General features: G+C 69.1%; 21 protein-coding genes and 7 pseudogenes. 8 read left to right on the top strand and 20 right to left on the bottom strand.

The genetic code is table 11. The features are described from left to right. Positions 1-76 precede the first annotated feature (76 nt). Entirely contained in the window at positions 77-2,296 is a 2,220-nt protein-coding gene (locus G4G29_RS05940) for an NADP-dependent isocitrate dehydrogenase (RefSeq protein WP_183152161.1), read from the bottom strand. Between the two features lie 176 nt (positions 2,297-2,472). Here G4G29_RS05940 and G4G29_RS05935 point away from each other — a divergent pair, with 176 nt between their 5' ends. Continuing rightward, complete coding sequence (locus G4G29_RS05935; RefSeq protein ID WP_183152160.1) at positions 2,473-2,931, top strand: GNAT family N-acetyltransferase; 459 nt, start codon at positions 2,473-2,475, stop codon at positions 2,929-2,931. Between the two features lie 86 nt (positions 2,932-3,017). Here G4G29_RS05935 and G4G29_RS05930 read toward each other — a convergent pair whose 3' ends face one another. From G4G29_RS05930 to G4G29_RS21430, 11 genes and pseudogenes are all read right to left on the bottom strand, one after another. Continuing rightward, positions 3,018-4,127: a LacI family DNA-binding transcriptional regulator gene (locus G4G29_RS05930; protein ID WP_202045585.1), complete on the bottom strand. Its 1,110-nt coding sequence runs from the start codon at positions 4,125-4,127 to the stop codon at positions 3,018-3,020. After that, positions 4,121-4,360 (bottom strand): hypothetical protein, encoded by a 240-nt coding sequence (locus G4G29_RS05925; protein WP_183152159.1) that lies wholly within the window; start codon positions 4,358-4,360, stop codon positions 4,121-4,123. The genes G4G29_RS05930 and G4G29_RS05925 overlap by 7 nt, the downstream gene beginning before the upstream one ends. After that, positions 4,345-5,265: a hypothetical protein gene (locus G4G29_RS05920; RefSeq protein ID WP_183152158.1), complete on the bottom strand. Its 921-nt coding sequence runs from the start codon at positions 5,263-5,265 to the stop codon at positions 4,345-4,347. The genes G4G29_RS05925 and G4G29_RS05920 overlap by 16 nt, the downstream gene beginning before the upstream one ends. A 130-nt stretch (positions 5,266-5,395) precedes the next feature. Further along, complete coding sequence (locus G4G29_RS05915) at positions 5,396-7,210, bottom strand: ABC transporter ATP-binding protein (RefSeq protein ID WP_183152157.1); 1,815 nt, start codon at positions 7,208-7,210, stop codon at positions 5,396-5,398. After that, positions 7,207-9,134, bottom strand: a pseudogene (locus G4G29_RS05910) (ABC transporter ATP-binding protein). Before G4G29_RS05910 ends, G4G29_RS05915 begins: the two are co-directional and overlap by 4 nt. A 328-nt stretch (positions 9,135-9,462) precedes the next feature. Next, on the bottom strand, positions 9,463-9,960 hold the full coding sequence (locus tag G4G29_RS05905; protein ID WP_183152156.1) for a methylated-DNA--[protein]-cysteine S-methyltransferase: 498 nt from the start codon (positions 9,958-9,960) through the stop codon (positions 9,463-9,465). Then, positions 9,957-11,478, bottom strand: a pseudogene (locus tag G4G29_RS05900) (AlkA N-terminal domain-containing protein). Before G4G29_RS05900 ends, G4G29_RS05905 begins: the two are co-directional and overlap by 4 nt. An 80-nt stretch (positions 11,479-11,558) precedes the next feature. Then, a pseudogene (gene purH, locus G4G29_RS05895) lies at positions 11,559-13,165 on the bottom strand (bifunctional phosphoribosylaminoimidazolecarboxamide formyltransferase/IMP cyclohydrolase). Positions 13,166-13,198: 33 nt separating this feature from the next. After that, positions 13,199-13,786: a phosphoribosylglycinamide formyltransferase gene (gene purN / locus G4G29_RS05890; protein ID WP_183152155.1), complete on the bottom strand. Its 588-nt coding sequence runs from the start codon at positions 13,784-13,786 to the stop codon at positions 13,199-13,201. Positions 13,787-13,795: 9 nt separating this feature from the next. Continuing rightward, a pseudogene (locus tag G4G29_RS05885) lies at positions 13,796-14,937 on the bottom strand (DUF6350 family protein). Beyond that, entirely contained in the window at positions 14,835-15,188 is a 354-nt protein-coding gene (locus G4G29_RS21430) for a hypothetical protein (RefSeq protein ID WP_244632440.1), read from the bottom strand. The pseudogene G4G29_RS05885 and the gene G4G29_RS21430 overlap by 103 nt, the downstream one beginning before the upstream one ends. 90 nt (positions 15,189-15,278) lie before the next feature. Here G4G29_RS21430 and G4G29_RS05880 point away from each other — a divergent pair, with 90 nt between their 5' ends. Continuing rightward, positions 15,279-16,754 (top strand): NCS2 family permease, encoded by a 1,476-nt coding sequence (locus G4G29_RS05880; RefSeq protein ID WP_183152154.1) that lies wholly within the window; start codon positions 15,279-15,281, stop codon positions 16,752-16,754. A 190-nt stretch (positions 16,755-16,944) separates the two neighbouring features. Here the strand turns inward: G4G29_RS05880 and G4G29_RS05875 are convergent, their stop codons facing one another. Continuing rightward, a complete protein-coding gene (locus tag G4G29_RS05875) occupies positions 16,945-17,355 on the bottom strand; it encodes a VOC family protein (protein WP_183152153.1) in 411 nt (136 codons plus the stop codon). A 74-nt stretch (positions 17,356-17,429) separates the two neighbouring features. Between G4G29_RS05875 and G4G29_RS05870 the strand changes: the two genes are divergently transcribed. After that, a complete protein-coding gene (locus tag G4G29_RS05870; RefSeq protein ID WP_244632439.1) occupies positions 17,430-17,876 on the top strand; it encodes a TetR/AcrR family transcriptional regulator in 447 nt (148 codons plus the stop codon). Positions 17,877-17,896: 20 nt separating this feature from the next. Beyond that, on the top strand, positions 17,897-18,007 hold the full coding sequence (locus tag G4G29_RS23850) for a hypothetical protein (protein WP_345941155.1): 111 nt from the start codon (positions 17,897-17,899) through the stop codon (positions 18,005-18,007). 96 nt (positions 18,008-18,103) lie between these two features. Here the strand turns inward: G4G29_RS23850 and sucD are convergent, their stop codons facing one another. The 3 genes and pseudogenes from sucD to G4G29_RS05855 form a co-directional block, all read right to left on the bottom strand. Next, the gene (sucD, locus tag G4G29_RS05865) at positions 18,104-19,006 is read right to left on the bottom strand and encodes a succinate--CoA ligase subunit alpha (RefSeq protein WP_183152152.1); all 903 of its coding nucleotides are present in this window, start codon (positions 19,004-19,006) and stop codon (positions 18,104-18,106) included. Between the two features lie 18 nt (positions 19,007-19,024). Beyond that, positions 19,025-20,190 (bottom strand): annotated as a pseudogene (sucC, locus tag G4G29_RS05860) (ADP-forming succinate--CoA ligase subunit beta). 114 nt (positions 20,191-20,304) lie between these two features. Beyond that, on the bottom strand, positions 20,305-20,658 hold the full coding sequence (locus G4G29_RS05855) for a DUF2510 domain-containing protein (RefSeq protein WP_183152151.1): 354 nt from the start codon (positions 20,656-20,658) through the stop codon (positions 20,305-20,307). 57 nt (positions 20,659-20,715) lie between these two features. Between G4G29_RS05855 and G4G29_RS05850 the strand changes: the two genes are divergently transcribed. Then, complete coding sequence (locus G4G29_RS05850) at positions 20,716-21,375, top strand: TetR family transcriptional regulator (protein ID WP_183152150.1); 660 nt, start codon at positions 20,716-20,718, stop codon at positions 21,373-21,375. A gap of 56 nt (positions 21,376-21,431) precedes the next feature. Next, a pseudogene (locus G4G29_RS05845) lies at positions 21,432-22,672 on the top strand (acyl-CoA dehydrogenase family protein). Positions 22,673-22,699: 27 nt separating this feature from the next. On the opposite strand, the gene G4G29_RS05840 reads toward G4G29_RS05845, so the two are convergent. Next, on the bottom strand, positions 22,700-23,197 hold the full coding sequence (locus G4G29_RS05840) for a GNAT family N-acetyltransferase (protein WP_183152149.1): 498 nt from the start codon (positions 23,195-23,197) through the stop codon (positions 22,700-22,702). Further along, positions 23,197-23,685 (bottom strand): magnesium transporter, encoded by a 489-nt coding sequence (locus G4G29_RS05835; protein ID WP_183152148.1) that lies wholly within the window; start codon positions 23,683-23,685, stop codon positions 23,197-23,199. Before G4G29_RS05835 ends, G4G29_RS05840 begins: the two co-directional genes overlap by 1 nt. Here G4G29_RS05835 and G4G29_RS05830 point away from each other — a divergent pair. Both G4G29_RS05830 and G4G29_RS05825 read left to right on the top strand, forming a co-directional pair. Next, positions 23,640-25,205: an NAD(P)/FAD-dependent oxidoreductase gene (locus tag G4G29_RS05830; RefSeq protein WP_345941154.1), complete on the top strand. Its 1,566-nt coding sequence runs from the start codon at positions 23,640-23,642 to the stop codon at positions 25,203-25,205. The two genes, G4G29_RS05835 and G4G29_RS05830, sit on opposite strands and share 46 nt — an antisense overlap. 46 nt (positions 25,206-25,251) lie before the next feature. Further along, positions 25,252-26,294, top strand: a pseudogene (locus G4G29_RS05825) (ATP-dependent DNA ligase). A 5-nt stretch (positions 26,295-26,299) separates the two neighbouring features. Here the strand turns inward: G4G29_RS05825 and G4G29_RS05820 are convergent. After that, the gene (locus G4G29_RS05820; protein ID WP_183152147.1) at positions 26,300-26,539 is read right to left on the bottom strand and encodes a toxin; all 240 of its coding nucleotides are present in this window, start codon (positions 26,537-26,539) and stop codon (positions 26,300-26,302) included. Next, a complete protein-coding gene (locus G4G29_RS05815) occupies positions 26,536-26,799 on the bottom strand; it encodes a ribbon-helix-helix domain-containing protein (protein WP_183152146.1) in 264 nt (87 codons plus the stop codon). The genes G4G29_RS05820 and G4G29_RS05815 overlap by 4 nt, the downstream gene beginning before the upstream one ends. Between the last annotated feature and the right edge of the window lie 17 nt (positions 26,800-26,816).

The raw sequence follows: 26,816 nt of genomic DNA, 5'->3' as shown, positions 1-26,816 counted from the left end.
GTCGCGCGCCCCGCGCGGGGAACGGGTACGAGAGAGGGGGCGGATGCCGCAGCATCCGCCCCCCTCTCTCTGTGCGTCAGCGCAGCGCGTCGACGATGCCGTTCAGCGTCGCGGACGGACGCATGACGGCGGCGACGAGCGCCTCGTCCGGGCGGTAGTACCCGCCGATCTCGACCGGCGAGCCCTGCACGGCGTTGAGCTCCGAGACGATCTTCTCCTCGTTCTCGGCGAGGGTCGCGGCGATCGGCGCGAAGGCCGCTGCCAGGTCGGCATCCTTCGTCTGCTTCGCCAGCTCCTGCGCCCAGTACAGGCCCAGGTAGAAGTGGCTTCCGCGGTTGTCGATCGTGCCCAGTGCGCGACCGGGCGAGCGGTCCTCCTCGAGGAAGGTTCCGGTCGCGGCGTCCAGGGTCTCGGCCAGCACGCGCGCCTTCTCGTTGCCCGTGCGGTCGGCGAAGTGCTCGAGCGACGCGGCCAACGCGAAGAACTCGCCCAGCGAGTCCCAGCGCAGGTAGTTCTCCTCGACGAGCTGCTGCACGTGCTTGGGAGCGGAGCCACCCGCGCCGGTCTCGAACAGTCCACCGCCGGCGAGCAGCGGCACGATCGAGAGCATCTTGGCGCTCGTTCCGACCTCGAGGATCGGGAAGAGATCGGTGAGGTAGTCGCGCAGCACGTTCCCGGTCACCGAGATGGTGTCGAGGCCGTGACGCATGCGCGCGAGCGTGTAACGGGTGGCCTCCTCCGGAGCGAGGATCGTGATCGTGAGGCCCTTGGTGTCGAGCGTCGCGAGTCCCTGGTGCACCTTCGCGATGATCTGCGCGTCGTGTGAGCGGTTCGCGTCGAGCCAGAAGACGGCCGGCACACCCGTCGCCCGAGCACGGCTGACGGCGAGCTTGACCCAGTCCATCACCGGGATGTGCTTGGTCTGCGTGGCCCGCCAGATGTCACCCTTGCCGACCGTGTGCTCGATGAGCACGGTGCCCTCGCTGTCGAGCACCTGGACGATGCCGTCGGCGGCGATCTCGAAGGTCTTGTCGTGGCTGCCGTACTCCTCGGCCGCCTGCGCCATCAGTCCGACGTTCGGGACGGTGCCGATCGTCGCCGGGTCGAGAGGGCCGTTCGCGATGACGTCGTCGATGACCGCCTGGTAGACGCTCGCGTACGAGGAGTCCGGGATGACGGCGAGCGTGTCGGCCTCTCCGCCGTCCTTGCCCCACAGCTTGCCGCCGTTGCGGACGAGCGCCGGCATGGAGGCGTCGACGATCACGTCGCTCGGCACGTGCAGGTTCGTGATGCCCTTGTCGGAGTTCACGTACGACAGGCGCGGTCCTTCGGCGATCGCCTTGTCGAACGCCGCAGCGATCTCCGCACCGCCGGTGACGTTCGCGAGCCCGGCGAGGATCGAGCCGAGTCCATCGTTCGCGTTCAGGCCGGCGGCCGCGAGCTGATCGCCGTACTGCGCGAAGACGTCCTTGAAGAACGCCTTCACGACGTGACCGAAGATGATCGGGTCGCTGACCTTCATCATGGTCGCCTTGAGGTGCACCGAGTACAGCACATCGTCGGACTTCGCGGTCGCCAGCGTCTCAGCCAGGAACGCGTCGAGCTCCTTCGCCGAGAGGAAGGTGGCATCGATGATCTCGCGCGGGAGGACCTTGAGGCCCTCCTTGAGCACGGTGACGGTGCCGTCCTCGGCGGTGTGCCGGAAGGACAGCACGTCGTCGTGGGCGGCGACCCACGAGCGCTCGTTGTGCTTGAAGTCGTCGTGCCCCAGGGTGGCCACGCGGGTCTTGGAACCCTCGGCGAAGGGCTTGTTGCGGTGCGGGTGCTTCTTCGCGTAGTTCTTCACCGCGAGGGGGGCACGTCGGTCGCTGTTTCCTTCGCGCAGCACCGGGTTCACCGCGGAGCCCTTGATGCGGTCGTAACGCGCGCGCACGTCCTTCTCTTCGAGCGAGGAGGGCTCGTCCGGGAAGTCGGGGATGTCATAGCCCTGCGCCTGCAGCTCGGCGATCGCACCCTTCAGCTGCGGGATGGATGCGGAGATGTTGGGCAGCTTGATGATGTTCGCCTCGGGGAGCGTGGCGAGGCCGCCCAGCTCGGCCAGCGCGTCGCCGACCTGCTGCTCCGGGGAGAGCTTCTGCGGGAACGCGGCGAGGATGCGGCCGGCGAGGGAGATGTCGCGCGTCTCGAAGTCGATGCCCGCCTGGCCGGTGTAGGCCTGGATGATCGGGAGGAAGGAGGCGGTGGCGAGTGCCGGTGCTTCGTCGGTGTGCGTGTAGATGATGGCGTCGTCGGTCACCGGGAGGTTCTCCGCTCTCGTGGTCTATTTGTCTCGATACCAAGATACCTGAGTGACCTCGACCCCGTGTCCTGGCCAGCGCGGCGGCGCCTGCATCCTCGACGCGGGTCATCCCTCCGGAGTGAAATGTTCGCCCGAAACGTGTCCCGCCCGCTGGGAGGGGTTAGCCTGGGGTCATGTCCGAACTGCGCATGGTCGAACTCTCCGCTGCGACGATCGTCGCCGTGAACAACCTGTCGCTCAAGCCCGGACAGGAGCAGTTCCTCGCTCCCGTCTCGTACGGGATCGCGGCCACCGTCATCAATCCGCAGACGTCCTGGCAGCGGGTGATCCTCGATCGCAACGAGGTCGTCGGGTTCGTCAGCGCGAACTTCGATCCCGAGGCGCCGGAGGAGCACTTCCGCTCCGTGCTGTGGCGCATCAACGTCGACGCGGACGATCAGGGGCGCGGCGTCGGCCGCTTCGCCGTCGAGGCTCTCATCGAAGAGGCCCGCGAGCGCGGCGTCGACCATGTCGACGTGATCTACGAGGCCGGCGAGGGAGGACCCGAGACCTTCTTCCACCGGGTCGGATTCACGCCTGTCGGCGAAACCGCCTATGGCGAGGTCATCGCCGAGATCCGCGTCACGTCCTAGACCGGCGGCGGGGTCTCGAATCCCCTCCCCCATCGAGACCTCGTCGCCTTAGTACCAGGCGAGGGAGCGCTCTCACCGGCCGCGCATCACCCCGGCGCGCCGCTCGGGCGCGACGTGGACTCCCTGACCACCAGCGCGGTGGGCAGCAGAGGAGGCGCGGGCGCGAGTTCGTCTCGGCGCATCACCCCGAGCAGAGCCCGCACGGCGGCCCGCCCCTTGGCATCGACGTCCTGACGCACGGTCGTGAGCGCCGGAGAGACACGGGCCGAGAGGGGTTGTCGTCGAAGCCCACGATGGAGAGCTGCTCCGGGACGCGGAGGCCGTCCTCTCGCGCGCTCCATGACTTCCAGCGCGGCGAGGTCGGAGAAGGCCAGGACGGCGGTCGGCGGGTCGTCGAGCATGCGATCGATCCGCTCACGCAGCACCGCATCGATCCCGAGCGCGGGGGTGCCGACCACCCTCGGCACGATGCCGGCTTCGTCGAGCGCCCGCATCCAGCCGTCCATGCGGCCCGCGATCGTCAGGGACCCCGTGTCGAGGGCGGTCTCGGAAGCGGGGACATCATCGATGTCCAGTGCAGCGACCACGATCGCGATCCGTGAATGACCGAGATCGATGAGATGCTTCGCCGCCTCATAGGCACCGGAGGCGTTGTCGATGCCGACGTCGGGCACTCCGGGGAGCGGCGACCCCTCGACGTTGACGATCGGCAGCCGCCGCTCGCGCAGGGCGGCGAACGCCGAGACCGCCGGAGCGCAGGAGTACACGATCGCGCCGTCCATGGCCACATCACGGGCGGGGACGACGCCACTGTCGTGAGACGAGTGCAGCAGCACCAGGGAATACCCCTCGTCCGCGAGGGAGCCTGCCACCGCGCGCACGAACCCCACGGCGACGTCGTCGGTGAACGCATCCTTCGGGGAGTTGGTGAGGACCATTCCGATGACCCCGGTGCGCCCGCGCGCGAGAGCGCGTGCCGCAGGATCGGGACCGGCGTACCCCAGATCGTCCGCTGCGGTCAGGATCCTCGCCCGGAGGTCTTCCGAGAGCTGATCGGGGCGGGAGAAGGCGTTCGATACGGTCATGCGGCTGACACCCACGTGCTCCGCGATCGTCTGCAGCGTGACTCGCCCCACCTCGACCACCTCCGAGCCCATTCTGCCGGACGCGGAGAGGTCTCCGGTCGGCTTCAGCACGGATCAGACGCGGGCACGGCGCAGGGAGCCCGCGGCGGCTCCACCGCCTCGGCGAGTCGTCGGATACCGCGGGCGAGGATCGCGCGAGCGCGGCGACGCCACTGCGTCCTCGCCCGGAGTGCGCGTGCGCGATCCCGGGCTGCGAGCGCGTCGCGACGATGCTGCTGGTACGGGTCGCGCGCCGCGGCGACGCGCTCGGCGTCGACGAGTACCGCGATCATCTGATGTTCCATGCTCGACCTCTTTCTGTATCGGTACAGAAAGAGCCTACTATACCGGTACAGAAAAACACAGTGAGGAAGATCCTTTGCGCGACAGGCAGGTCAGCCGCGCTGGTCGGGTTTGTCCGGCTTGCGGCGACTGCTCCACGCCGAGAAGGCGGCGGCGGCCGCGCCTGCGGCACGATCGATCGCGTCAGCGGAACGGCTGAGCATGTCCTGAGCCGCATCCTGCCAGGCGGCGGTCGCCGGAGCCTCCCCGCCTGCACCTTCGCCGAGTGTTCGGCCGCCTCGAATGCGCGCTCGAGATCGGCGACGGCATCACGATAGGCGGCGAACTCCGCCGGAGTCACACGCCCCGCAGCCGCGCGGCGCATCTCGACCGCGTGTCCCGCCGCACGCAGATACGCGGCCGTCACGGGACTCTTGACATCGGTCATACCCGGGTACGCGATCTGCAGCGCGAGGTCGGTCTCGTATCGCATCCACCGCGCCGTCACGGCATCGTGAGCGGCATGCAGCCGGTCCAGGGGCTTGGGCTCGGAGGCCGACGGCACCGCCGCCCTCGCGGCGTTCAACCTCACCTGCCGGGCTCTCACGTCGGCAGACGCGGCCTTGGCGTCACGCTCGCGCTCGCGCAGCATGCGTCTGGCCCCCGCGACCTGCTCGGCTGTGGCGCGTTGCGCGGCGCGCTCGGCAGAGACGCGGGCCAGGTCGGCGCGCGCGATCTTCAGGGCGGTGCGGCGCTCGGCCGCTGCCAGCTGCGCTTCTCTGAGGTCATGCCGGGCGGCATCGACCGCGAGGCGGCGGCCGCTCACCGTGCTGCTGTGACGACGCATTCCCATGACACCTGCCGTTCCCGCCGCGACTGCCGTCGGCGCGATCCACCACCACTCGGCAGCGAGCAGCAACGGATCCATACCTCGATGCTACCCACGCGCGCACACGATGCGCGGGGACGGCATCGGCACGCCGTCTCGTCTGCCGCGGCCTCGGCCGCTCCGCCATCCTGGCGAAGGCGGATCCGGCCGCGACAGACGAGGGGCGTGCTCACACCAGCGTCTCCTGCCAGGCCGCATGCAGCTGCGCGAACTTGCCGCTGCCGCCGATGAGCGCCTCCGGAGTGTCGTCCTCGATGATCTCGCCGTGCTCCATGACCAGGACCCGGTCGGCGATCGCCACCGTCGACAGGCGGTGCGCGATGATGATCGCCGTGCGGTCCTTGAGCAGGGTCTGCAGCGCGTCCTGGATCAGCCGCTCGGACGGGATGTCCAGCGACGCCGTCGCCTCGTCGAGGATCAGCACCGCCGGGTCGGCGAGGAATGCCCTGGCGAACGAGATCAACTGACGCTGCCCGGCCGAGACACGTCCACCGCGCTTGTTCACGTCGGTGCCGTACCCGTCCGGAAGAGACGAGATGAACTCGTCGGCCCCGACCGCGCGCGCCGCCGCCCTGATCTCGTCGAGCGAGGCATCCGGCTTGCCGAGCGCGATGTTGTCGGCGACAGTGCCGCTGAACAGGTACGCCTCCTGCGTGACCATCACGATCGCACGACGCAGGTCCTTCGGGTGCAGCGAGCGCAGATCGACGCCGTCGAGGGTGACCCGCCCCTCGGAGGGGTCGTAGAACCGCGAGATGAGCTTCGCCAGCGTCGACTTGCCCGCACCGGTCGTGCCGACGAGGGCGATGGTCTGACCCGCCGGGATGTCGAGCGAGAAGTTCGGGAGGATCGTCTTCTCGCCGTTGTAGCCGAAGGTCACCTCGTCGAACTCGATGTGACCGCGCGACTCCCAGAGATCGACCGGCTTCTCGGGATCCGGAACCGTCGGCACCTCCTCGAGCACGCCCGACACCTTCTCGAGCGCTGCCGTCGCCGACTGGTAGGAGTTCAGGAACATCGCGATCTCCTGCATCGGCGCGAAGAAGTTGCGCACGTACAGCACCGCCGACAGCAGCACACCCACGGTGAGCACGCCCTCGGAGACACGGATGCCGCCCCAGAGGACGACGATGCCGAGCACCAGCGCGGCCACACCCATGAGACCAGGCTCGAACGTGCCGAACAGCAGCATCGACCGACGGTTGACGTCGCGATACTCCCCCGCGATCTCCTGGAACGCCTTGTCGTTGCGCGGCTCCTTGCGGAACGCCTTGACGGCGCGGATGCCGGTCATCGTCTCGACGAACTGCACGATCACCTTCGCGCTGATGACGCGCGACTCGCGGTACACGAGCTGCGAACGGGAATAGAACCACTTCATCAGGAAGAACAGCGGCACTCCGCCGATCGCGAGGATGAGGCCGGACTGCCAATCCCAGACGCACAGCGCGATGAAGGTGAAGAGCCCGAAGAGCACGCCGGAGACGAGCTCGTTCAGACCGCCGTCGAGGAGCTCCTTGATCGAATCGAGGTCGCTCGTCTGCCGCGAGATGATGCGCCCCGACGTGTACGACTCGTGGAACTCCAGGCTCAGGCGCTGCGTGTGAAGGAAGATGCGCTTGCGCAGATCCAGCAGCACCGCCTGCGTGAGCTTGGCCGCGATGATCACGTACCAGGCGATCAGGACGGCGGCCAGCGCGCCGGCGGCCAGGTAGATGCCGCCGATCATGAAGGTCGGCATCCAGTCGGCGTTCTTCAGCACCGCCGGCAGGGCACGGTCGAGCCCGATGCTGATGAGGATCGGACCAGCGACCTGCAGGGCGGTGGACACGATCAGCACGGCAGCGGCCAGCACGATCTGCGGCTTCAGCGGGCGGACGAGGGAGCCGAGCAGCCGGAGGGACCGACGACGGATCTCCCTGCTCTCCTCGCGGGTGTACTCGGAACGATCCTCGTCCTGGGTTCCGGTGATGGCGGAGCTCATCGCTGCACCTCCTTCTCGGTGATCGGGTCTTCGTCGGCGGCGTCCATCGCGAGGCCCTCGCGGACCTCGTCCTCGACCTGCTGTGCGTCGCGGATGATCGGGATCGCCCCGGTACGCGCCGCCTCTTCCGCCTCGAGGCTGGAGATGACGTGGCGGTAGTGCCGGCTCGTCTTCAGCAGTTCCGAGTGCGTGCCGACGGCCGTGACCCTGCCCGCCTCGAGCAGGGCGACCCGGTCGGCGAGCGCGACCGTGGATGGGCGGTGCGCGACGATCATCGCCGTGGTGTCGGCGAGGACGTGTCGCAGTGCCTCCTCCACGAGCGCTTCCGTGTCGACGTCGAGCGCCGACAGCGGGTCGTCGAGCACGAGGACCTTCGGCTTCGCCGCCACCGCGCGGGCGAGGGCGAGCCGCTGGCGCTGACCACCGGGAGGCTGAGTCCCTCTTCGCCGATCACGGTCTCGACGCCGTCGGGCAGCGAGTCCACGAACGACGCCTGCTCCACGTCGAGTGCTTCGCGGAGCACCCGCTCGCCCTCTTCGCTGTGCACGTCGAGCTCCGCGCGGCCCAGCAGCACGTTCTCCCGCACCGTCGCCGAGAACAGCGTCGCGTCTTCGAACGCCATCGCGATGTGCTGGCGCAGCTCGGAGAGCGGAAGATCGCGCACGTCGACGCCGTCGAGCGTGACCTTGCCGCCCGTCACGTCGTACAGGCGCGTGGGCAGCGTCGTGAGCGTGGTCTTGCCGCTGCCGGTGAGTCCCACCAGGGCCATGGTCTCGCCCGGGCGGAGGACCAGATCGATGCCGTCGAGCAGGTCGCGCTCGTGGGACCCGGCATCCTGATACCGGAAGTGCGCGTTCTCGAACGCGAGCTCTCCTCGGGGGCTCTCGATGTGCACCGGGTTCTCCGGATCGGTGATGGTGTTGGTCTCCGAGAAGATGTCGAACACGCGATCGGTCGCCGTTCGGGCGTCGAGCATGAACGAGAAGAGGAAGCCGATCGACTCGATCGGCCAGCGCAGCACCACGGCCATCGCGAAGAACGCGAACAGCTGCGCTTCGTCGATCTGCCCCACGGAGATCAGCCAGATGCCGGAGATCAGGCTCAGACCGAAAGCGATCTGCGGCATCAGGTCGAGCCAGAACCAGATCGACGCGATCGCGCCGGCCTTGCTCATCTCGGTCTCGCGGAGGGTCTCGGCCTGACGGCTGAATCTGCTCAGGGCGTGCTTGCCGCGACCGAACGCCTTCAGGACGCGGATGCCGTGGACGCTCTCCTCGACGCTGGTCGCCAGGTCGCCGGCCTGATCCTGGCTGCGACGGGTGAGGGCGCCGTAGCGCTTCTCGAACAGGTAGCCGCGGATCCACAGCGGGACGGCGGTGACCAGGAATATCGTGCCCAGCAGCCAGTGCCAGCGGAACAGCAGCACGGAGCCGATGATGATCGTGAGCACGTTGACGACCAGCAGCACGAGACCGAACGCGAGCCACCGGCGGATGAGGCCGATGTCCTGCATCATGCGGCTGAGCAGCTGGCCGGACCCCCACTTGTCATGGAACGACACCGGGAGCGTCTGCAGGCGCGAGTACAGCTCGGTGCGCATCCTGTATTCGACCTGTGTGGCCGGGTTGAGCACGAACTGTCGACGCAGCCAGACCATCAGCGCCTCGCCGAGGCCCAGCGCGAACACCGCGGCTGCGCCCCAGACGATCGCGCCGATCTCACCGGAGCGCACGGGCCCGCTGATGATCTGCTCGAGGACGATCGGGATCATGAGGGCGATGACGGCTGCGACGAGCGCGCTGGCGGCACCACCGGCGAGCCGCCAGATGACGGGCTTGACGAAGGGCTTCAGCCGCCACAATGCGACCGGAGTGGAAAGGGTCGATGACGGCGAGGGATTCTGCACGGAGGGCGAGGAAGACATGTCTCTCAGACGAGTTTCGTGTGAACTGCGGTTACGGAAGGGGCGGATGCGAGAGCGGACTCACAGAGTCCGGCATCCGAGCAGGAAGGGGCGGGGGCTCTAGGAGAGCGGGCGCGCCGGGGTCGAGCCGAGAGCTGCGATCTGCGCGGTGGCGATCGTGGTCATGATGTCCTCCTCAGGGGCTCGGCGATGTCGTCCGGTTGGCGCGACAGCCCACCAGCCTATGGCTGTGAACCAGCTGAGTGCAAGAGGCATTCCCGATTCGTCCGCCTCCCTCCGGGTACGGACGAGCGCCGCGCCCTCAGGGCGCGGCGCTCGGGGTGCCTGATCAACGCGAGGCAGCCTCACGCGACAGAAGACTCTCCTTGACCGCAAGACCCCAGGCGAAGCCGCCGAGGCTCCCATCCGTGCGCAGGACCCGATGGCACGGGACGAAGAGCGCCGGGGCGTTGCGGGCGCAGATCGAGGCGGCCGCACGCACGGCAGCCGGGTTGCCCAGGAGCGAAGCGAAGCCGGTGTACGTGAGCGGTGCGCCGGGCGCGATCTCTCGCAGCGCAGACCACCCTGCGAGCTGCAGTGCGGTGCCCGACTGCTTCACCGCGACCGCATCGATCGCGGAGAGGTCTCCCGCGTAGTAGGCCACGACGGCCGCAGCCGCCTCGGTCTCGCCCTCGCGGACCTCCTCGGGGCGGTTCGCCGCGGACAGTCGCGCGAGGATCGCCTCCTCGTCGGAGGTCCAGCCCGACGCCAGCACGCGCTGACGGTCGTCGGCGAGGATCGTGAAGGCGCCGTCGGGCGTCTCGATGGTCTGGATGAGGGCGGTCATGGTGTCTCCTTCGTCGTCGTGGCTGTGTCGGGGCGAGCGGGGTGCGACGCGGATGCCGGCGTCTTCCGACCGACGGGTCGCACCGGTGCAGCACGCCAGAGGTGCGCGCTCAGATAGCTGCGCCACGGGGCCGTGCGCTCCGCCCATGCCGTGAGCGGTCGCGCATCTCCGGGAGACCCGACGCCGCAGCCCCTGCACGCAGCGCGACGTCGCCGGGGAGCAGGATGTCGGGATCGCCGAGAACGCGCATGCGCACATAGTCGGCCGTCCAGGGGCCGATGCCCGGCATGTCGAGGAGCGCACGGCGCTGCTCGACGCCGTCATCGCCGACCGTGAGTGTCAACGAGCCGTCGGCGAGGCCGGCGGCGGCACCCGTGATCGCGCGGATGCGCGCTGCAGGGCCGCGGAGCACCTCGACTCCGCGCTCCGCGATGGCCGACATCGTGGGGAAGAGCACTCCCTGCTCGGTGCGCTCCCCCAACGCGTCGGTGAGCGCGATGAGCGCCGTGCGGGCGGCGACCACGGTGATCTGCTGGCCGACCATGGCTCGGATGAGCATCTCGTGCGGGTCGGCCGAACCGGGAACCCGCATCCCCGGCGTGCGGGCGATGAGCGGTGCCAGCTCGGGGTGCGCGGCGAGCGCCTCATCGATCGCGAGCGGATCGGCGTCGAGGTCGAAGATGCGGCGGACGGTAGACACCAGCGGAGCGAGGTCGCCCAACCGCGCGACGCGAGCGCGCAGATGGAGGCGCTGCGCCTCGTCTTGCGTCACTTCGAACCACGCGGGTCCGCCCGACATGCGCAGATGCCGGGAGAACGATGTCGCCGTGGCCTCTTCGACACCGGGAACGGCGCGCGCAGCCATCCAGGCGAAGATGCCGCTCGCATCCAGCGGACCGCGATACGGGAGCACCAGGTCGATCGCACCGGGCGCGGCGGATGCCGGCAGGCGTCGACGAGCTCTGAGCTCACCGGGAGTGAGGCCGAACACCTCGCGGATCGTGTCGTTGCACTGGCGGATGCTGGCGAAGCCGGCGGAGAACGCCACATCGGAGATCGGCATGTCGGTGCCGACGAGCAGCATCCGCGCGGTGTGCGCGCGGTTAGCCCTCGCGAGCGCGAGGGGGCCGGCCCCGAGTTCTGCGGTCAGCAAGCCGGGTGAGGTGCCGCCCGGAATAGCCGAGACGCGCGGCGAGGCCGGGCACCCTCGCGTTCGACCACGCCGTCGGCGATGAGGCGCATGGCCCGCGCCGCCGTATCGCCCCGGACGTTCCACGCAGGAGACCCGGGGGCCGCCTCGGGGAGACACCGCTTGCACGCGCGGTATCCCGCCTCGTGCGCCGCAGCGCTCGTCGGATAGAACGTGACGTTCTGCGGCTTGGGCGTACGGGCGGGGCAGCTCGGACGACAGTAGATTCCGGTCGAGCGCACCGCCGTGACGAACTGACCGTCGAAGCGGGTGTCGCGCGCGCTGATCGCACGGTACCGCTCGTCGAAGTCGATCACGGGGAAGGTCATGCCTCCACCCTGTCACGCCCCACCGACATCGACTGGCGGAAATCGGACATCGCGGTGAGAGGTCCAGGACGAGCGACCGCTCAGTGGAAGAAGTGGCGCTCCCCCGTGAAGAACATCGTGACGCCCGCCTTGCGCGCCGCGTCCACGACCTCCTCGTCACGCACCGAACCACCCGGCTGCACGATGGCGGTGACACCGGCGTCGATCAGCACCTGGGCGCCGTCGGCGAACGGGAAGAAGGCGTCGGAGGATGCGACCGAACCGGCGGCACGGTCCCCGGCGCGCTCGACCGCGAGGCGGCACGAGTCGACGCGGTTGACCTGGCCCATGCCGACACCGACCGTGGCGTTGTCCTTCGCGAGCACGATCGCGTTCGACTTGACCGCGCGGCAGGCCTTCCACGCGAAGATGAGGTTCTCCATCTCCTCGTCGCTCGGGCGCTCGCCCGAGACGAGCTCCCAGTTCTTCGCGACCGAGACGATGTCGTCGGGGAAGCGGTCGGCGTCCTGCAGCAGCAGGCCTCCCGAGACCAGGCGCACGTCCATCCGCTCCTGCTGCCAGTCCTCGGGGAGCTGGAGAAGACGCAGGTTCTTCTTGGCCTTGAACACTTCGAGCGCCGCAGGCTCGAACGACGGGGCGACGATGACCTCGGTGAAGATGTCCTTGAGGTTCTCGGCCATCTTCAGCGTCACGGTGCCGTTCGCCGCGATGACTCCGCCGTAGGCCGAGACCGGGTCGCACTCGTGGGCGCGCAGGTGGGCGCTGGCGATCGGGTCGAGCGCGTTCGGCGCCGTGGTGGCGATGCCGCACGGGTTGGCGTGCTTGATGATCGCGACGGCCGGCTTCACCATGTCGTATGCGGCCCGCAGCGCGGCATCCGCGTCGACGTAGTTGTTGTACGACATCTCCTTGCCCTGCAACTGGGTCGCCTGGGCGATGCCGTGGCCGCCGGCGCGCGTGTAGATCGCGCCGCGCTGGTGCGAGTTCTCGCCGTAGCGCAGAGTGGCCAGCCGCTCGGCCTGGATCGTGAGATGCGTGGGCAGATCGCCGTCGTCCTGCAGCGTCCCCTCGGCGAACCACGATGCCACGGCCGTGTCGTACGCCGCCGTGTGGGCGAATGCACGGGCTGCGAGCTCGCGCCGCTGCGACAGCGAGGTGCCTCCCGCGTCGAGTGCCGAGATGATCCCGGGGTACGACTGCGGCGAGACGACGATCGCGACATTCGCGTGGTTCTTCGCGGCGGCGCGCGCCATGGCGGGCCCACCGATGTCGATCTGCTCGACCACGTCGTCGCCGACGGCGCCGGAGGCCACCGTCTCCACGAACGGGTAGAGGTTCACGACGACGAGCTCGAACGGGGTGATGTCGAGTTCGGCGAGCTGCCGTTCGTGGTCTTCGAGGCGCAGGTCGGCGAGCAGCCCCCGTGGATCTTGGGGTGCAGCGTCTTGACGCGGCCGTCGAGCATCTCGGCGACGCCCGTGACGGCGGCGACATCGGTCACGGCGATACCGGCCTCGCGGATCGTCGAGGCCGTGGAGCCGGTCGAGACGATCTCCACGCCGGCCTCGGCGAGTGCCGCAGCGAGGACGAGCAGGTCGGTCTTGTCGCTCACCGAGACGAGCGCGCGCCGGATCGGAACGGCATCGCGATCGCGGTAGAGCGTGGGGTCGTGGCGGGGGCCGGCCATGAGGGCTCCTTCGTGCGGGGCGTCGGGTGGGGGTCAGGAAGAGGAGGGGAGGGCGAGGTCGCCGGTGGCGATCCCGCGGACGACATCGATCAGCAGTCGACGTTCGACGGGCTTGATGCGCTCGTGCAGGCTGTGCTCGGTATCGCCGCCGAGGATCGGCACGCGCTCCTGCGCCAGGATGGGGCCGGAGTCCACGCCGTCGTCGACGACGATCACGCTGGCACCCGTCTGGGCGGCGCCGGCGGCGAGGGCGTCCCGGACGCCGTGCGCGCCGGGGAACTCCGGCAGGTAGGCGGGGTGGGTGTTGATCAGGCGCGGCGAGTACTCCGCGACGACCGACGGCGGAAGCAGCCGCATGAGACCGCTGAGGACGACGAGGTCCGGGTTCCAGACGGCCAGCTGACGGGAGAGTTCCTCTCCCCAGGCCTCTCGGCTCTCGTGCTCGTGCCACGGCACCGTGAAGCTGGGGATGCCGAACTCCTCGGCGTGGGCCAGGCCGTCGGCCTCGCGGTCGGCGCCGACGACGATCACCCTGGCGGGAAAATCGGGATGACGAGCGGCCTCGAGGAGGGCGCGAAGGTTCGAGCCGGTGCCCGAGATGAGAACGGCGACCGTGAGCACGCGCCCAGTCTACCGGGGAGCGCGACCGGCTCCGTCCGGCGGGTTCGCGCCACGGAGGTCATCCAGCGGCGCCGTGTCGTCGAAAGCGGAGGGTTCACGGAAGGACGCATCGGCTGAGGCATCCGTCGCCACCGAGAACGGGGCCGGAGTGCTCTCCAACGCCGACATCTCTGCGACCCAGCGATCGGTGCGCTCTTCGGCCAGCTCGTCGCGGTTCCGCGGGGACAGCAGCAGGATCGCCGCACCGACGAGGACCTCGGCTCCGAGCGCGAGTGCGAACGGCAGCACGGCAGGACCGACCACCGCCAGCCGTCCCGGTCCCATCGACCCGTTCGAGAGGGCCGCTGCGATCGCGGCGACACCGGCAGTGACCCCGGCGATGCCGACGGCGATCGTCACCCGCTGCAGCATGCCGAGAGGCGTGCCCTCCCACACGAGCCTCGAGCGGACCGCCCATCCGGCGAACGCCCCCGCGGCGACGGGGACGAGCACGACGATCAGCATCCAGATCGAGCTGTTCTCCGGCAGCAGTCCGAAGACGGGGATGCCGGGTACGACGCCGAGCTGGGTCCCCGCGGGGAGACGGCGGTTCCGGCACCGACCGCGAAACCGGGACCCGCGAGCCACGACGCGGTCCACACGATCAGCGTCGGCAGGTAGACGAGCTGCCCGAGGGTCATGACGGTCGCACCGAGCGCATCGACGCGGGCGGCCTGGAACAGCGCGACCACCTCGCCTCCGCGCAGCAGCACGGTCACAGCGAGCGCCAGAGCAGCGGCACCGACCACACCGACCAGTGCGAAGGCGGCGCCACGCACCACGGCGACCGGGACCGGCGCCCACTCGTCCCTGGCGTCGAACCAGTCGTGCACCCGGTCGAGCACTCCCCGTCGCCCTCCTCCCATGCGATGCGCACGGCTCCGCAGAGCGCTCCGATCAGGTAGACCGCGGCGGGGAGGATGATAGCGAGCGGCAAGGGAGTCTGCGCCGCATCCAGCCGGGTCGTGAGCGACTCCGGCCGAGATGAGTGCGAATGCCCCCGCTCCGGTCAGCGAGCCGAGCAGCCATGCCCCGGCCTTCGCCGCCCTGCCACCAGACCGCGCGGCGAACAGGAGGGTGAACAGCAGGAAGGCCAGCGGGGTGATCGACACGACGAAGGTCGCGGCCTCCGGCGGATGCTCAGAGCGACCAGGAGCGCGTCCGGGATCCCGACCGTGAGCGGCACGCCGTGACCGAACTCCCAGAGCGTGCCGGTCAGCGGCCAGAGCGCGCCCCAGTCGGCGGTGATCCCGAAGGCCACCGTCCACAGCAGCGTCAGCGGAGCCAGCAGCACGACGAGACCGACCGCAGCGGCGATGGCGGCGTCGAAGGCGGCGAGGAGCGCGACGAGGAGGCGTTGCATAGCGATTCGAGACTACGACGAGTTGCCGACGAACCTCTGGGGGCGCGCGTGGGCTCCGCGACACGATAGCGTTTCTCCGGAGGTTTCCCGATGACAACTGCCCCACCCGCCCCCGCATCCACCGAGCCCACCGGTGCTCTGGACCGCTTCTTCGAGATCAGCAAACGCGGATCGACGATCGGCACCGAGGTCCGAGGGGGTCTGGTGACGTTCGTCACCATGGCCTACATCGTGATCCTCAACCCGATCATCCTGTCCGGCAAGCCGGATGTCGCCGGCAACATGCTCGACTTCAACGCTGTCGGAGCCGCCACCGCGCTCACTGCCGGAGTGATGACGATCCTGTTCGGGCTGGTGACGCGCCTGCCGTTCGGGTTCGCCGCAGGGCTCGGGATCAACGCGTTCGTGGCCTTCTCGGTCGTCGGGCAGGTGACCTGGCCGGAGGCCATGGCCCTCGTGATGATCAACGGTGTCGTGATCGTGCTGCTCGCGGCCACCGGCCTGCGCAAGGCGATCTTCGATGCGGTGCCGTTCCAGCTCAAGATCGCGATCACGGTCGGCATCGGCCTGTTCATCGCGTTCATCGGCTTCGTCAACTCGGGATTCGTCACGGCGACCGGAGCCTCCTCGCCCCCGGTCGGCCTCGGCGTGAACGGCTCGGTCGCGACCGTTCCGACCCTGCTCTTCGTGATCACGCTCCTTCTGACCGGCATCCTCGTCGCCTTGAAGATCAAGGGCGGCATGCTGATCGGCCTGATCGGCGGCACCGTCCTCGCGGTCATCGTCGAGGCGATCTGGCACATCGGCGCACGCGGCTTCGACGACGAGGGCAATGTCGTCAACCCGGGCGGCTGGGGCCTCACGGTCCCCGCACTGAACGGCTCCCCGGTCGGGATCCCCGACCTCAGCCTGATCGGCGCCGTCGACTTCGGCTTCGACCTGGGCAAGGTCAGCCTCGTCGCGATCGTGATGATCGTCTTCACACTGCTGTTCACGAACTTCTTCGACGCCATGGGCACCATGACGGGCCTCGCGAAGGAGGCGAACCTCGCCGACGACAACGGAGACTTCCCGCGCATCAAGTCGGCGCTGGTCGTCGAGGGCGTCGGAGCGATCGCCGGTGGCGCGACCTCGTCGTCGTCGAGCACGGTGTTCATCGAGTCCGGCGCCGGAATCGGCGAGGGCGCGCGCACGGGTCTCGCCAACGTGGTCACGGGCGTCGTGTTCCTGATCGCGATGTTCCTGACCCCGCTGACGTCGATCGTCCCGACCGAGATCGCGGCAGCCGCGCTGATCATCGTCGGCGCGATGATGATGGCGCAGATCCGTTTCATCGACTTCACCGACTTCCGCGTGCTGCTGCCGGTGTTCCTCACCGTCTCGGTGATGCCGCTGACGTACTCGATCGCGAACGGCATCGGGGCGGGCTTCGTCAGCTGGGTGCTCATCCACGCGTTCTCCGGCAAGGTCAAGAGCATCAGCCCTCTGCTGTGGGTGGTCGGTGCCGGCTTCCTGATCTTCTTCGCCCGCGGCCCGATCGAGGCGCTCTTCGGCGTCGGTATCTGACCGGAACCACGAGAGAGGGGCGGATGCTGCGGCATCCGTCCCTCTCTCGTGTCTCGCCCTGCGCCGTCCGTCCTCTCCGGCACCCGTGCCATGTCACGGACGCACGACCGCGACGCGGATGCACGACCCGGTCGCGGATGCCGTCGTACGGACGCGCCCGCTTCATGCAGGTGTTCCGGCGAGGAGCGGCTCAGGCCGGTGCGGCGTAGGCGGCGGCGAACTCCGGCGACGGCTCGATCGGCTCGATGACGTCGATGAGCACTCCTCCCGGTGCCTCCACGATGAAATGACGCTGACCGAAAGCCTCGTCGCGAAGGGTCAGTCTCTCCGGCAGGCCGCGCTCCCCCACCAGCCGCGCATGCACCGCCTTCGCATCCGACACCTCGATGTTGAGCAGCAGGCCGCGGACCTGTTCGCGGAAGCCCTCGGGGATGCTCTCGTGCGTCCGGGCGAGGATCGCCAGTTCGCCTCCGTCGAAGCGCAGGCTCACGTACCAGTCCGCCTCGAACGTCGGCTCGAAGCCGAGTTCCTCACGGTAGAACCGTGCCGCAGTCGCGACGTCGTCCACCATCAGCACCGGATAGAAGCTCGTGATCTCCATGGTCACTCCTTTTACATACACTGTGTTTGTATCGTTCCCGTTAGAATACATACACATCACACGTAAAGGAACCTATGCCCCGCGCATCCGCCGCAGACGCCGCAGAGACGGCACGTCGAATCCTCGAAGTCGCCACCGCGCACTTCGTCGCGCACGGCTACGCATCGGCGTCGGTCGACGAGATCGCCCGCGCCTCCGGCGTGACCCGCGGCGCCGTGTACCACCACTACACGTCGAAACCGGGGCTGTTCGCAGCCGTCGTCGCGACGCAGCAGCAGCTCGTCGCAGAGGCGATCATCGCGGCCACGCGGAACAGTGCCCCGGACACCGCGATCCACGACGGGAGCCACGCGTTCCTCGACGCGATCACCCGAGGGGCGGCAGCGCGGGTGCTGCTCGTCGACGGACCGGCCGTCGTCGGTTGGCAGGAGTGGCGGCGCCTCGACGCGGAAGGTCCGGAGCAGGAGCTGCGCACGGGCCTCCGTGAAGCGGGCACCTCCCCGCGCTCCTGGACCCGCTGACCGCCGCACTCTCGGGCGCGATGAACGAGCTGGCTCTCTGGCTCGCCGTGCGTCCGGACGACGCCGCCGCACGCGGGCACGCCCACGAGGCTCTCGACGCCATCCTGAGTTCCGTCGCTCCCCGGCGCTGACTCCCCCGGACGCTCCCGGCAGAACGATCCGACGCCCCGGCATGAAAGAAGGCCCCGGGGTGGAGCCCGGGGCCTTCAGATCAAGCGTAGCTCAGATCAGAGCGCTTCGATGATCTCGCGCATCAGGTCGGCGGTCTCGGACGGCGTCTTGCCGACCTTGACCCCGGCGGCCTCGAGGGCCTCCTTCTTCGCCTGGGCGGTACCGGCCGAACCGGAGACGATCGCTCCGGCGTGACCCATGGTCTTGCCCTCGGGAGCCGTGAAGCCCGCGACGTAGCCGACGACCGGCTTGGTGACGTGCGCCTTGATGTACTCGGCCGCGCGCTCCTCGGCGTCGCCGCCGATCTCGCCGATCATGACGATGGCCTTGGTCTCGGGGTCGGCCTCGAACGCGGCGAGCGCGTCGATGTGCGTCGTGCCGATGACCGGGTCGCCGCCGATGCCGATGGCGGTCGAGAAGCCGAGGTCGCGCAGCTCGAACATCATCTGGTACGTCAGGGTGCCCGACTTCGACACGAGGCCGATCGGGCCCTTGCCGGTGATGTTCGCGGGCGTGATGCCGACGAGAGCCTCGCCGGGCGTGATGATGCCGGGGCAGTTCGGGCCGATGATGCGGGTCTTGTTGCCCTTGCTCTGCGCGTAGGCCCACGCTTCGGCCGAGTCGCCAACGGGCACGCCCTCGGTGATGACGACGAGCAGCGGGATCTCGGCATCGATGGCCTCGATCATCGCGTCCTTCGTGAAGGCGCCGGGGACGAAGGCGATCGACACGTCGGCGCCGGTCTCCTTCATGGCCTCGGCGACCGAGGCGAAGACGGGGAGCTCGACGGCGGTGCCGTCCTTGTCGGTGTGCGAGACCGTGGTGCCGGCCTTGCGGGCGTTGACACCACCGACGACCTGGGTGCCGGCCTTGAGCATCAGCGCTGTGTGCTTGGTGCCCTCACCACCGGTGATGCCCTGGACGATGACCTTGGAGTCCTTGTTGAGGTAGATCGACATTCTTCTCGTCCTTCAGTCTCAGGCGTTGGCGAGCTCGGCGGCCTTGTCGGCGCCCTCGTCCATGGTTGCGGCCAGGGTCACAAGCGGGTGCGCGTACTCGGCGAGGATCGCACGGCCCTCGTCGACGCGGTTGCCGTCGAGGCGGACGACCAGAGGCTTGGAGGCGGTGGCCCCCAGCGTCTCGAGAGCGCCTTGATGCCGTTGGCGACGGCGTCGCACGCCGTGATGCCGCCGAACACGTTCACGAACACGCTCTTGACCTGCGGGTCGCCGAGGATGACGTCGAGGCCAGCGGCCATGACCTCGGCCGAGGCGCCGCCGCCGATGTCGAGGAAGTTCGCCGGCTTGACGCCGTTGTGGTTCTCGCCTGCGTAGGCGACGACGTCGAGCGTCGACATGACGAGCCCTGCGCCGTTGCCGATGATGCCGACCTCACCGTCGAGCTTCACGTAGTTGAGGCCCGACTCCTTGGCCTTGGCCTCGAGCGGGTCTGCGGCGTCCTTGTCCTCGAGCGCCTCGTGCTCGGGGTGACGGATCTCGGAGGCGTTGTCGTCGAGCGTGACCTTGCCGTCGAGCGCGATGATGTCGCCCTCTTCGGTGCGAACCAGCGGGTTGACCTCGACCAGCGTCGCGTCCTCGCCCTTGTAGACGTCGAAGAGCTTCACGAAGACGTCGGAGACCTTCTCGACCAGATCTTCGGGGAAGTTGGCTGCGCGAGCGATCTCGACGGCCTTCTCCTTGTCGATGCCCGTGAGCGGGTTGACCTCGACGCGCGCGAGCGCCTCGGGGCGCTCGACCGCGAGCTCCTCGATCTCCATGCCGCCCTCGACCGAGCAGAGGCTCAGGTAGGAGCGGTTGGCGCGGTCGAGCAGCACGGAGAAGTAGAACTCCTCGGCGATGCGCGCACCCTGCGCGACCATGACGCGCTTGACGACGTGGCCCTTGATGTCGAGACCGAGGATGGACTTCGCCGCCTCGTACGCCTCGTCGGGGGTCTTGGCGACCTTGACGCCGCCTGCCTTTCCACGGCCGCCGGTCTTCACCTGAGCCTTGACGACGACCACTCCACCGATCTTCTCGGCTGCCGCCCTCACCTCTTCAGGGGTGTCCGCGACGATGCCGGCGAGGACCGGCACTCCGTACTTTTCGAAAACGTCTCGTGCCTGGTACTCGTACAGATCCACTGTGGTTCCTTCACTGGGCTGCTGTCTGGTAATTCTCTCGATGTCGAGACATCGACCAGTCCCCCAGCCTACTACCTCGGCCTGGGCGCGCTTACGGCCCCGGGCTCTTGCCGGTCACCGCAGCGGCGGCACGCCGTAGCGACGTGAAGGCAGCGCAGCCAGACGGAGCTGACGCGTGATCAGCAACGGAGTGATCACCAACGCGGCGCCGACGGCGACGATCACCGGTCGCACGACGACGACCGGCAACCCTCCCCACAGCGCGATGAGGATCGAGCCGACGAGGACGACCCCCAGGACGGCCTCGCTCACGAGCAGCTGCCGCCGCACCGCCGCGGTGTCTGCCGCCAACGTGGTCTCCCGTCCATGCACGGCGATGTGCTCGGTCCACCGCGCGCCGTCCCACCAGCGTCGGGTGCCGCGGCGGCGTGTCTCGTACCATCCGGCCGGAATCCCACGTTCGCTCACGCTCAGTATGACGGCGGCGCCTCGGTGTCGGCGCCCGCCGAGGTCTAGGCTTTCGCCATGCACGAATCCGCAGAACTGCGCACCGGCGTCGTCGCCGCAGCGCTCGAGCTCTTCAGCGCCCAGGGCTTCGACCAGACGTCGGTGGAGCAGATCGCGAAGGCGGCCGGAGTCTCCCGCTCGACCTTCTTCCGCCAGTTCGGTGGCAAAGAAGATGTCGTGTTCGCCGATCATGAGGTGCTTCTCGAGCAGCTCCGCGAGTTCCTCGACGAGGGGCACGACGACCCGTGGGGCGCGGTCTGCGCCGCCTCGGAGTCGGTCTTCGCGCATTTCGCCCACGATCCTCAGCTCGCCCGACGGCGCTACCAGATCGTGCGTCAGGTCCCCGTGCTGCGCGAGCGCGAGATCATCACGGTCTTCCGCTACGAGCGCCTGTTCGACGAGTATCTGCGCAGCGCTCTCCCCGGCGTCGATCCGCTGGACGCCGTGGGGTTCGCGGCGCTCGTGACCGCCGTGCACAACCACGTGCTGCGCCAGTTGCTGCGCGGGCGCAAGAAGGTGCCCCTGGCGACGCTGCAGACGGCACTCGCCGATGTCCGCCGCCGCTACGGGGTGACAGGCGAGACCGCGACCGCGCCCGACGACATGGTCGTCGCCGTGTTCCCTCGCTCCATGCCGATCGCGGAGGTCACGCGCCGCCTGCAGTCCGAACTCGACTGACGACTCGTGGAACCGAGTATCGAGGAGTACGATACTCAGGTCCACGAAGGAGTCCCATGAGCACTGCAGCCTCCCCCTCCCCCTTCCCCGGCGAGCGCGTCTCGTCCTATGACATCACCGCCCGTCAGGACAGTGATTACTACGCCGTCTTCAGCGACGTCCCCGCCGCGGATCGCGCCGCGTGGGATCGTGCGAAGTCCTACGTCGACGAGGTGGCCCCGCAGATGACGGAGGCCTGGGACCGCGCGGAGTACCCGCTCGCAGCCGCCCGACGGATGGGCGAGATGGACCTTGTCGTCGACGGCGTCCAGCACCCGTCGCTCACGAGCCTCTCACCGTTGGCCGCAGGCCTGGTCAACATGGAGATCTCACGCGGCGACGGCTCCTCGGCACGATCCTCGCGGTGCAGGGCGGGCTCGCACTGCGCACACTGGCCCTGTTCGGCTCGTCGGCGCAGCAGGAGCGTTGGCTCACCGCGCTCGCAGACGGATCGGTGCTCGGATCCTTCGCCCTGACCGAACCCGACCACGGCTCCGACTCCGTCTCGCTCGAGACCGTGGCCAGGCGCGACGGCGACGCGTGGGTCATCCGCGGCGCGAAGAAGTGGATCGGCAACGGCGCCTCCGGCGGCATCACCTTCGTGTGGGCGCGCGTCGACGACGAGGCCGCCGAGGAGCACGGCGCCGTGCGGTGCTTCCTGGTGGAACAGGACGCGCCCGGCTACACGGGCACTGTGATCCGCGGCAAGGCCTCGCTGAGGGCGATCCACCAGGCGCACATCGTGCTCGACGACGTGCGCGTACCTCTGGATGCGGTGCTGCCGGGCACGAAGAGCTTCAAGGATGCGTCCACCGTCCTCTACGCCACACGCTCAGGCGTCGCCTGGTCGGCACTCGGTCACGCGACCGCATGCTACGAAGCCTCCCTGGCATACGCGACCCAGCGAGTGCAGTTCGGCAAGCCTCTCGCGAAGTTCCAGATGGTGCAGGAGCGCCTCACCCACATGCTGGAAGACCTCACGGCGATGCAGCTGTACTGCCGCCGGATGGCCGACCTCGAGACCGCGGGAGATCTACGTCCGACGCAGGCATCGCTCGCGAAGTTCCACAACACGCGCGCCGCACGCCGGATCGCCTCGACAGCCCGCGATCTGCTCGGCGGCAACGGCATCCTGCTCGAGAACGGCGTCATGCAGCACATGGCCGACATCGAGGCGATCCACACCTACGAGGGCACCGAGAGCGTCCAGGCGCTGCTGCTCGGTCGTGACATCACGGGGATGAGCGCCTTCGCCTGAGGCCAGGTTCGGGCGTCCTGGTCAGTCTCACGCGGGACGGATCATGCACACCAGACGCGGACGCGGGTCCCCACTCTCCGCGCGGCGGAAGCCGCGTGATTCGTAGAGGCGGATCGCTCGCTCGCGCCACTCCCACACGGAAAGACGCACCTCGCCCTCGGCATCCGCGATCGCCGCGTCGAGCAGCGCCGATCCCACACCACGGCCACGCACGCGGGGATCCGCCCACAGTCGCTTGACCTCGGTGATGCCGCCGCGCGCGAGCGAGACGACGACGCCGACCACCCGGTCGTCGAGATCCGCGACGAGCACCCGGCAGCCGTCGTACGCAGCAGAGGGGTCGTCGACCTCCGGCCGGTACCGCTCGGGGAGCACGAGGAGCGCTGCGCTCTCCGTGCCGCTCTCCCGCCTCTTCTCCTCCTCTGTCTGGACGAGGTAAGCGCGCACGGCGGCGGCGACGGCGGGAGTGTCGTGGCGGAAATCCGCGGGGCGGATCCGCGGCGACGCGTCCGCCCGATCGACCATCAGTCGCAGCCGCAGCCGCCGGACGGCGTCTTCACCATGAAGCACACGTCGCATACGCCGTAGTCGCGCTCCGTGACGGGCTTCGGCGCCTTCTCGGCGCGCGGTGCCGAGACGCGCGGGGTCGTCGCGCGCTTCGCCGCTCGCTGCGGCGCGAGCGGGATGAACTCGCTCGGATGGCTCACGTAGAAGTACGGCGCGCGCCCTTCGCTCGGCTGGAGTCGCAGGGGAGCTGAGCCGACGATCAGTCGCTCGTCCTCGGTGAAACCGTTGGTGTAAGTGCGCCCGATGTGCAGCGACGCACCCTCGCCGCGACGGATCGCCTCGATATAGCGACCGCGGTCGATGAACGAGCTGATCCCGATCGCATCGACGATGGCCGTGATGAACGCGTGGTTCGCCGGGTCTATGCGGTGCGCGCGCAGCGCTTCCTGGAGCGAACGGTATGGACGGGAGGTGCCTGCGGGGGTCGGCCCCTGTACTTCTTTCATCCCTTCCAGGATCGCACGCTCCGAGGCCTGCGTCCGACCGTTTCCTCCGATGTGCGTGCGAGACTGGCGTCATGGTTCGGGCGACGATCATCGGCTCCGGCCCCAACGGCCTCGCCGCCGGGGTGGCCCTCGCACGCGCCGGCTACGAGGTGCGAGTGCTCGAAGCGTCCGACACGATCGGCGGCGGAGTGCGCACGGCGGAGACCACTCTCTCCGGCTTCCGACACGATGTGTTCCACGGTGCATCCGGCCGCGCTGGCTTCCCCGTTCTTCCGCGCCTTCGGCCTCGCAGAGCGTCTCGAGTGGATCATCCCGGAGATCTCGTACGCGCACCCGCTGGATGCCGGAAGGGCCGCGATCGCGTGGCGGGACATCGAGCGCACCGCTGCGGGACTCGGTGCCGACGAGCGGGCCTGGCTCAGGCTCCTGCGACCGCTGAGCCGCCGCATCGACGGCGTCACCGACTTCACCGGCAACCAGCTGCTGCGCGTTCCCGCAGACCCCGTGACAGCCGTCCGCTATGCGCTGCGCATGCTGGATCAGGGCACTCCCTCGCCGCGCGCAGCTTCCGCACCGTGGAGGCGGCCGCCCTGATGTCGGGAGTCGTCGCGCACGCCAACTCCCCACAACCGTCGCTCGCCGGCGCGGCCGCCGGTCTGCTGCTGGCGGCTCTCGGACATGCCGACGGGTGGCCGCTCCCCCGCGGTGGCGCGCAGAGCATCGCCGACGCGCTGGTCGCCGATCTCGAAGCGCATGGCGGCTCCGTCGAGCCCGGCACGGCGGTCACCGACCTCGGCGCGCTCGACTGGGGCGACCCCGGCCGGGGCGATCTGCTTCTGCTGAACACCTCTCCCCGTCTGGCGCTCACCCACCCCGACATCCCGGCCGGATACCGGCGCGCACTCGCCTCGTACCGCTACGGAGCGGCAGCGGCCAAGGTCGACTTCGCCCTCGACGGCCCCATCCCGTGGAGCAACGCCGACGTGCGACAGGCGATAACCGTGCACCTCGGCGGCACCCGCGCCGAGGTCTGGGCGAGCGAGAACGCCGTCGCCGCGGGCCGCGTGAGCGAACGCCCTTACGTGCTCGCGGTGCAGCCGTCCGTGGTCGACGCCTCGCGCGCACCGGAGGGCAAGGCGGTGCTGTGGGCGTACATCCACGTGCCCAACGGCTCCGACCTCGACCCGACCGCCCTCATCACGACCCAGGTCGAGCGCTTCGCTCCCGGCTTCCGCGACCTCGTGCTGGCGCCCCACGCCGTGCCCGCGTCGTCGCGCGAAGCCGTCAACCCCGCGGAGATCGGCGGTGACATCTCCGGAGGCGTGTTCGACATGCGGCAGGCGCTGCGTCGGCCCGCGCTCTCTCCGACACCGTGGCGCACGCCCATGCGGGGTATCTACCTCGCCTCCGCTGCCACCCCACCCGGCCCGGCGGTCAGCGGCATGGCCGGGTGGCACGCGGCGCGCACGGCGCTGGCCGACGCCGGCGAACCCGCCACGCTCGACGACCTCTTCGGCTGAGCGCAACCCCTTCCGTCGCGGCGTCCTCGGCGTCCAGGATGGGACCATGCGCTACGAGATCCCCGCACCGATGCTGGCGAAAGCGGTCCGGACCGTCCCCGACCCGGACAAGACCCCCGGCGGACTCGTGTACGAACCGAAGTGGGACGGTTTCCGCGGCCTCATCGCCTGGGACGGTGAGACCGTGGAGATCGGCTCGCGAGGAGCGAAGCCCCTGACCCGGTACTTCCCCGAGCTGGTCGACGCCATCCCCGAGCTGCTGCCGGGGCCGTGTCTGCTCGACGGGGAGATCGTCGTCGCCACCGGTCCCCGAGGGTCCCAGCGCCTGGACTGGGAAGCGCTGAGCCAGCGCATCCACCCCGCGGCCTCGCGCGTCGCGAAGCTCGCCGTCGAGACACCGGCCATGTTCATCGCCTTCGATCTGCTCGCCTACGGGGACGACGACCTCCTCACGCAGTCGTTCGAGACGCGGAGGGCGCGGCTCGAGACGGTGATGGAGGCCGTCGAACACCCCTGCACATCACCCGGACGACGCGCGATCGCGATTCCGCTGTGCGCTGGCTCGAGGAGTTCGAGGGCGCGGGGCTCGACGGCGTCGTCGCGAAGCCCCTCGACCAGCCGTATGCCCCTGGCAAGCGCACCCTGTTCAAGATCAAGCACGCCCGCACCGCCGATGTGGTCGCACTCGGCTACCGCATCCACAAGTCGGGTTCCGGCGTCGGCTCCCTCCTGGTCGGCCTCTACGGCGACGACGGCGTGCTGCGGCAGGTCGGCGGGGTCGCGGCGTGGAGCGACGCGCGGCGACAGGAGCTCGTCGACGAGCTCGCACCCCTGGTCGAGCGCGACGAAGCGGGCGACGCCGTGACCGCGGAGGGCGAGCGCTCGCGTTTCAGCGGTGCGAAGGATGTCTCGTTCGTGCGGTTGCGCCCCGAGCGGGTCCTCGAGGTCAGGTACGACCAGCTCGAGGGCGCGCGCTTCCGACACACCGTGCAGTTCGAGCGCTGGCGCCCCGATCGCGACGCCCGCTCATGCACCTACGATCAGCTCGACACCGTCGCGGGGTACGACCTGGCCGACGTCCTGAGCTGAGCGGGTCACGGGAGCAGGGCGATCATCTGCGGTCTCGCCGGCATGGCATGGATGACCAGTTCATTGCCGCTGTCGAACGTGAGAACGACGGTTTCCAACAAGCGCCCGCGCGTTTCGAACCCCAGCCGGAGCTGACGCGCGGGACTGTCCCTATCCAGATCTTCGATCCAGAGGGACCACGTGGCCGCCTGGACGATGTCTTCGTGCTCGAATCCGTGCTTGAGTGCCGCGGAATGGACTTTCACGCCGCCGCCACCGCCAGCGCCTCGCGGATCACCTCAGACCGCGTCTTCCCCTCACGTTCAGCGCGAGCATCCAGCGCCGCGATCTCATCGAGGGTGAGGCGCAGTGCGACGACCTGCGACGGCGCTGCCCCCCGCCCTGGTCGTCCACGACCGCGCTTCTTCAGCGTCTCTGCGTCGTAGCCGGCTTCGGCCTCGGCCGCCCATTCCGCGATCTGCTCCTCGGTCACCGGGTTGCCGTCGATCGTTTCGCGCGAGATCATGAAATTAATGTAATACG

The organism is Microbacterium sp. Se63.02b (genome assembly GCF_014171575.1).
Classification (GTDB): Bacteria; Actinomycetota; Actinomycetes; order Actinomycetales; family Microbacteriaceae; genus Microbacterium.
The sequence above is the reverse complement of the archived record's forward strand: the minus strand, read 5'-3'. Positions and strand labels throughout refer to the sequence as shown.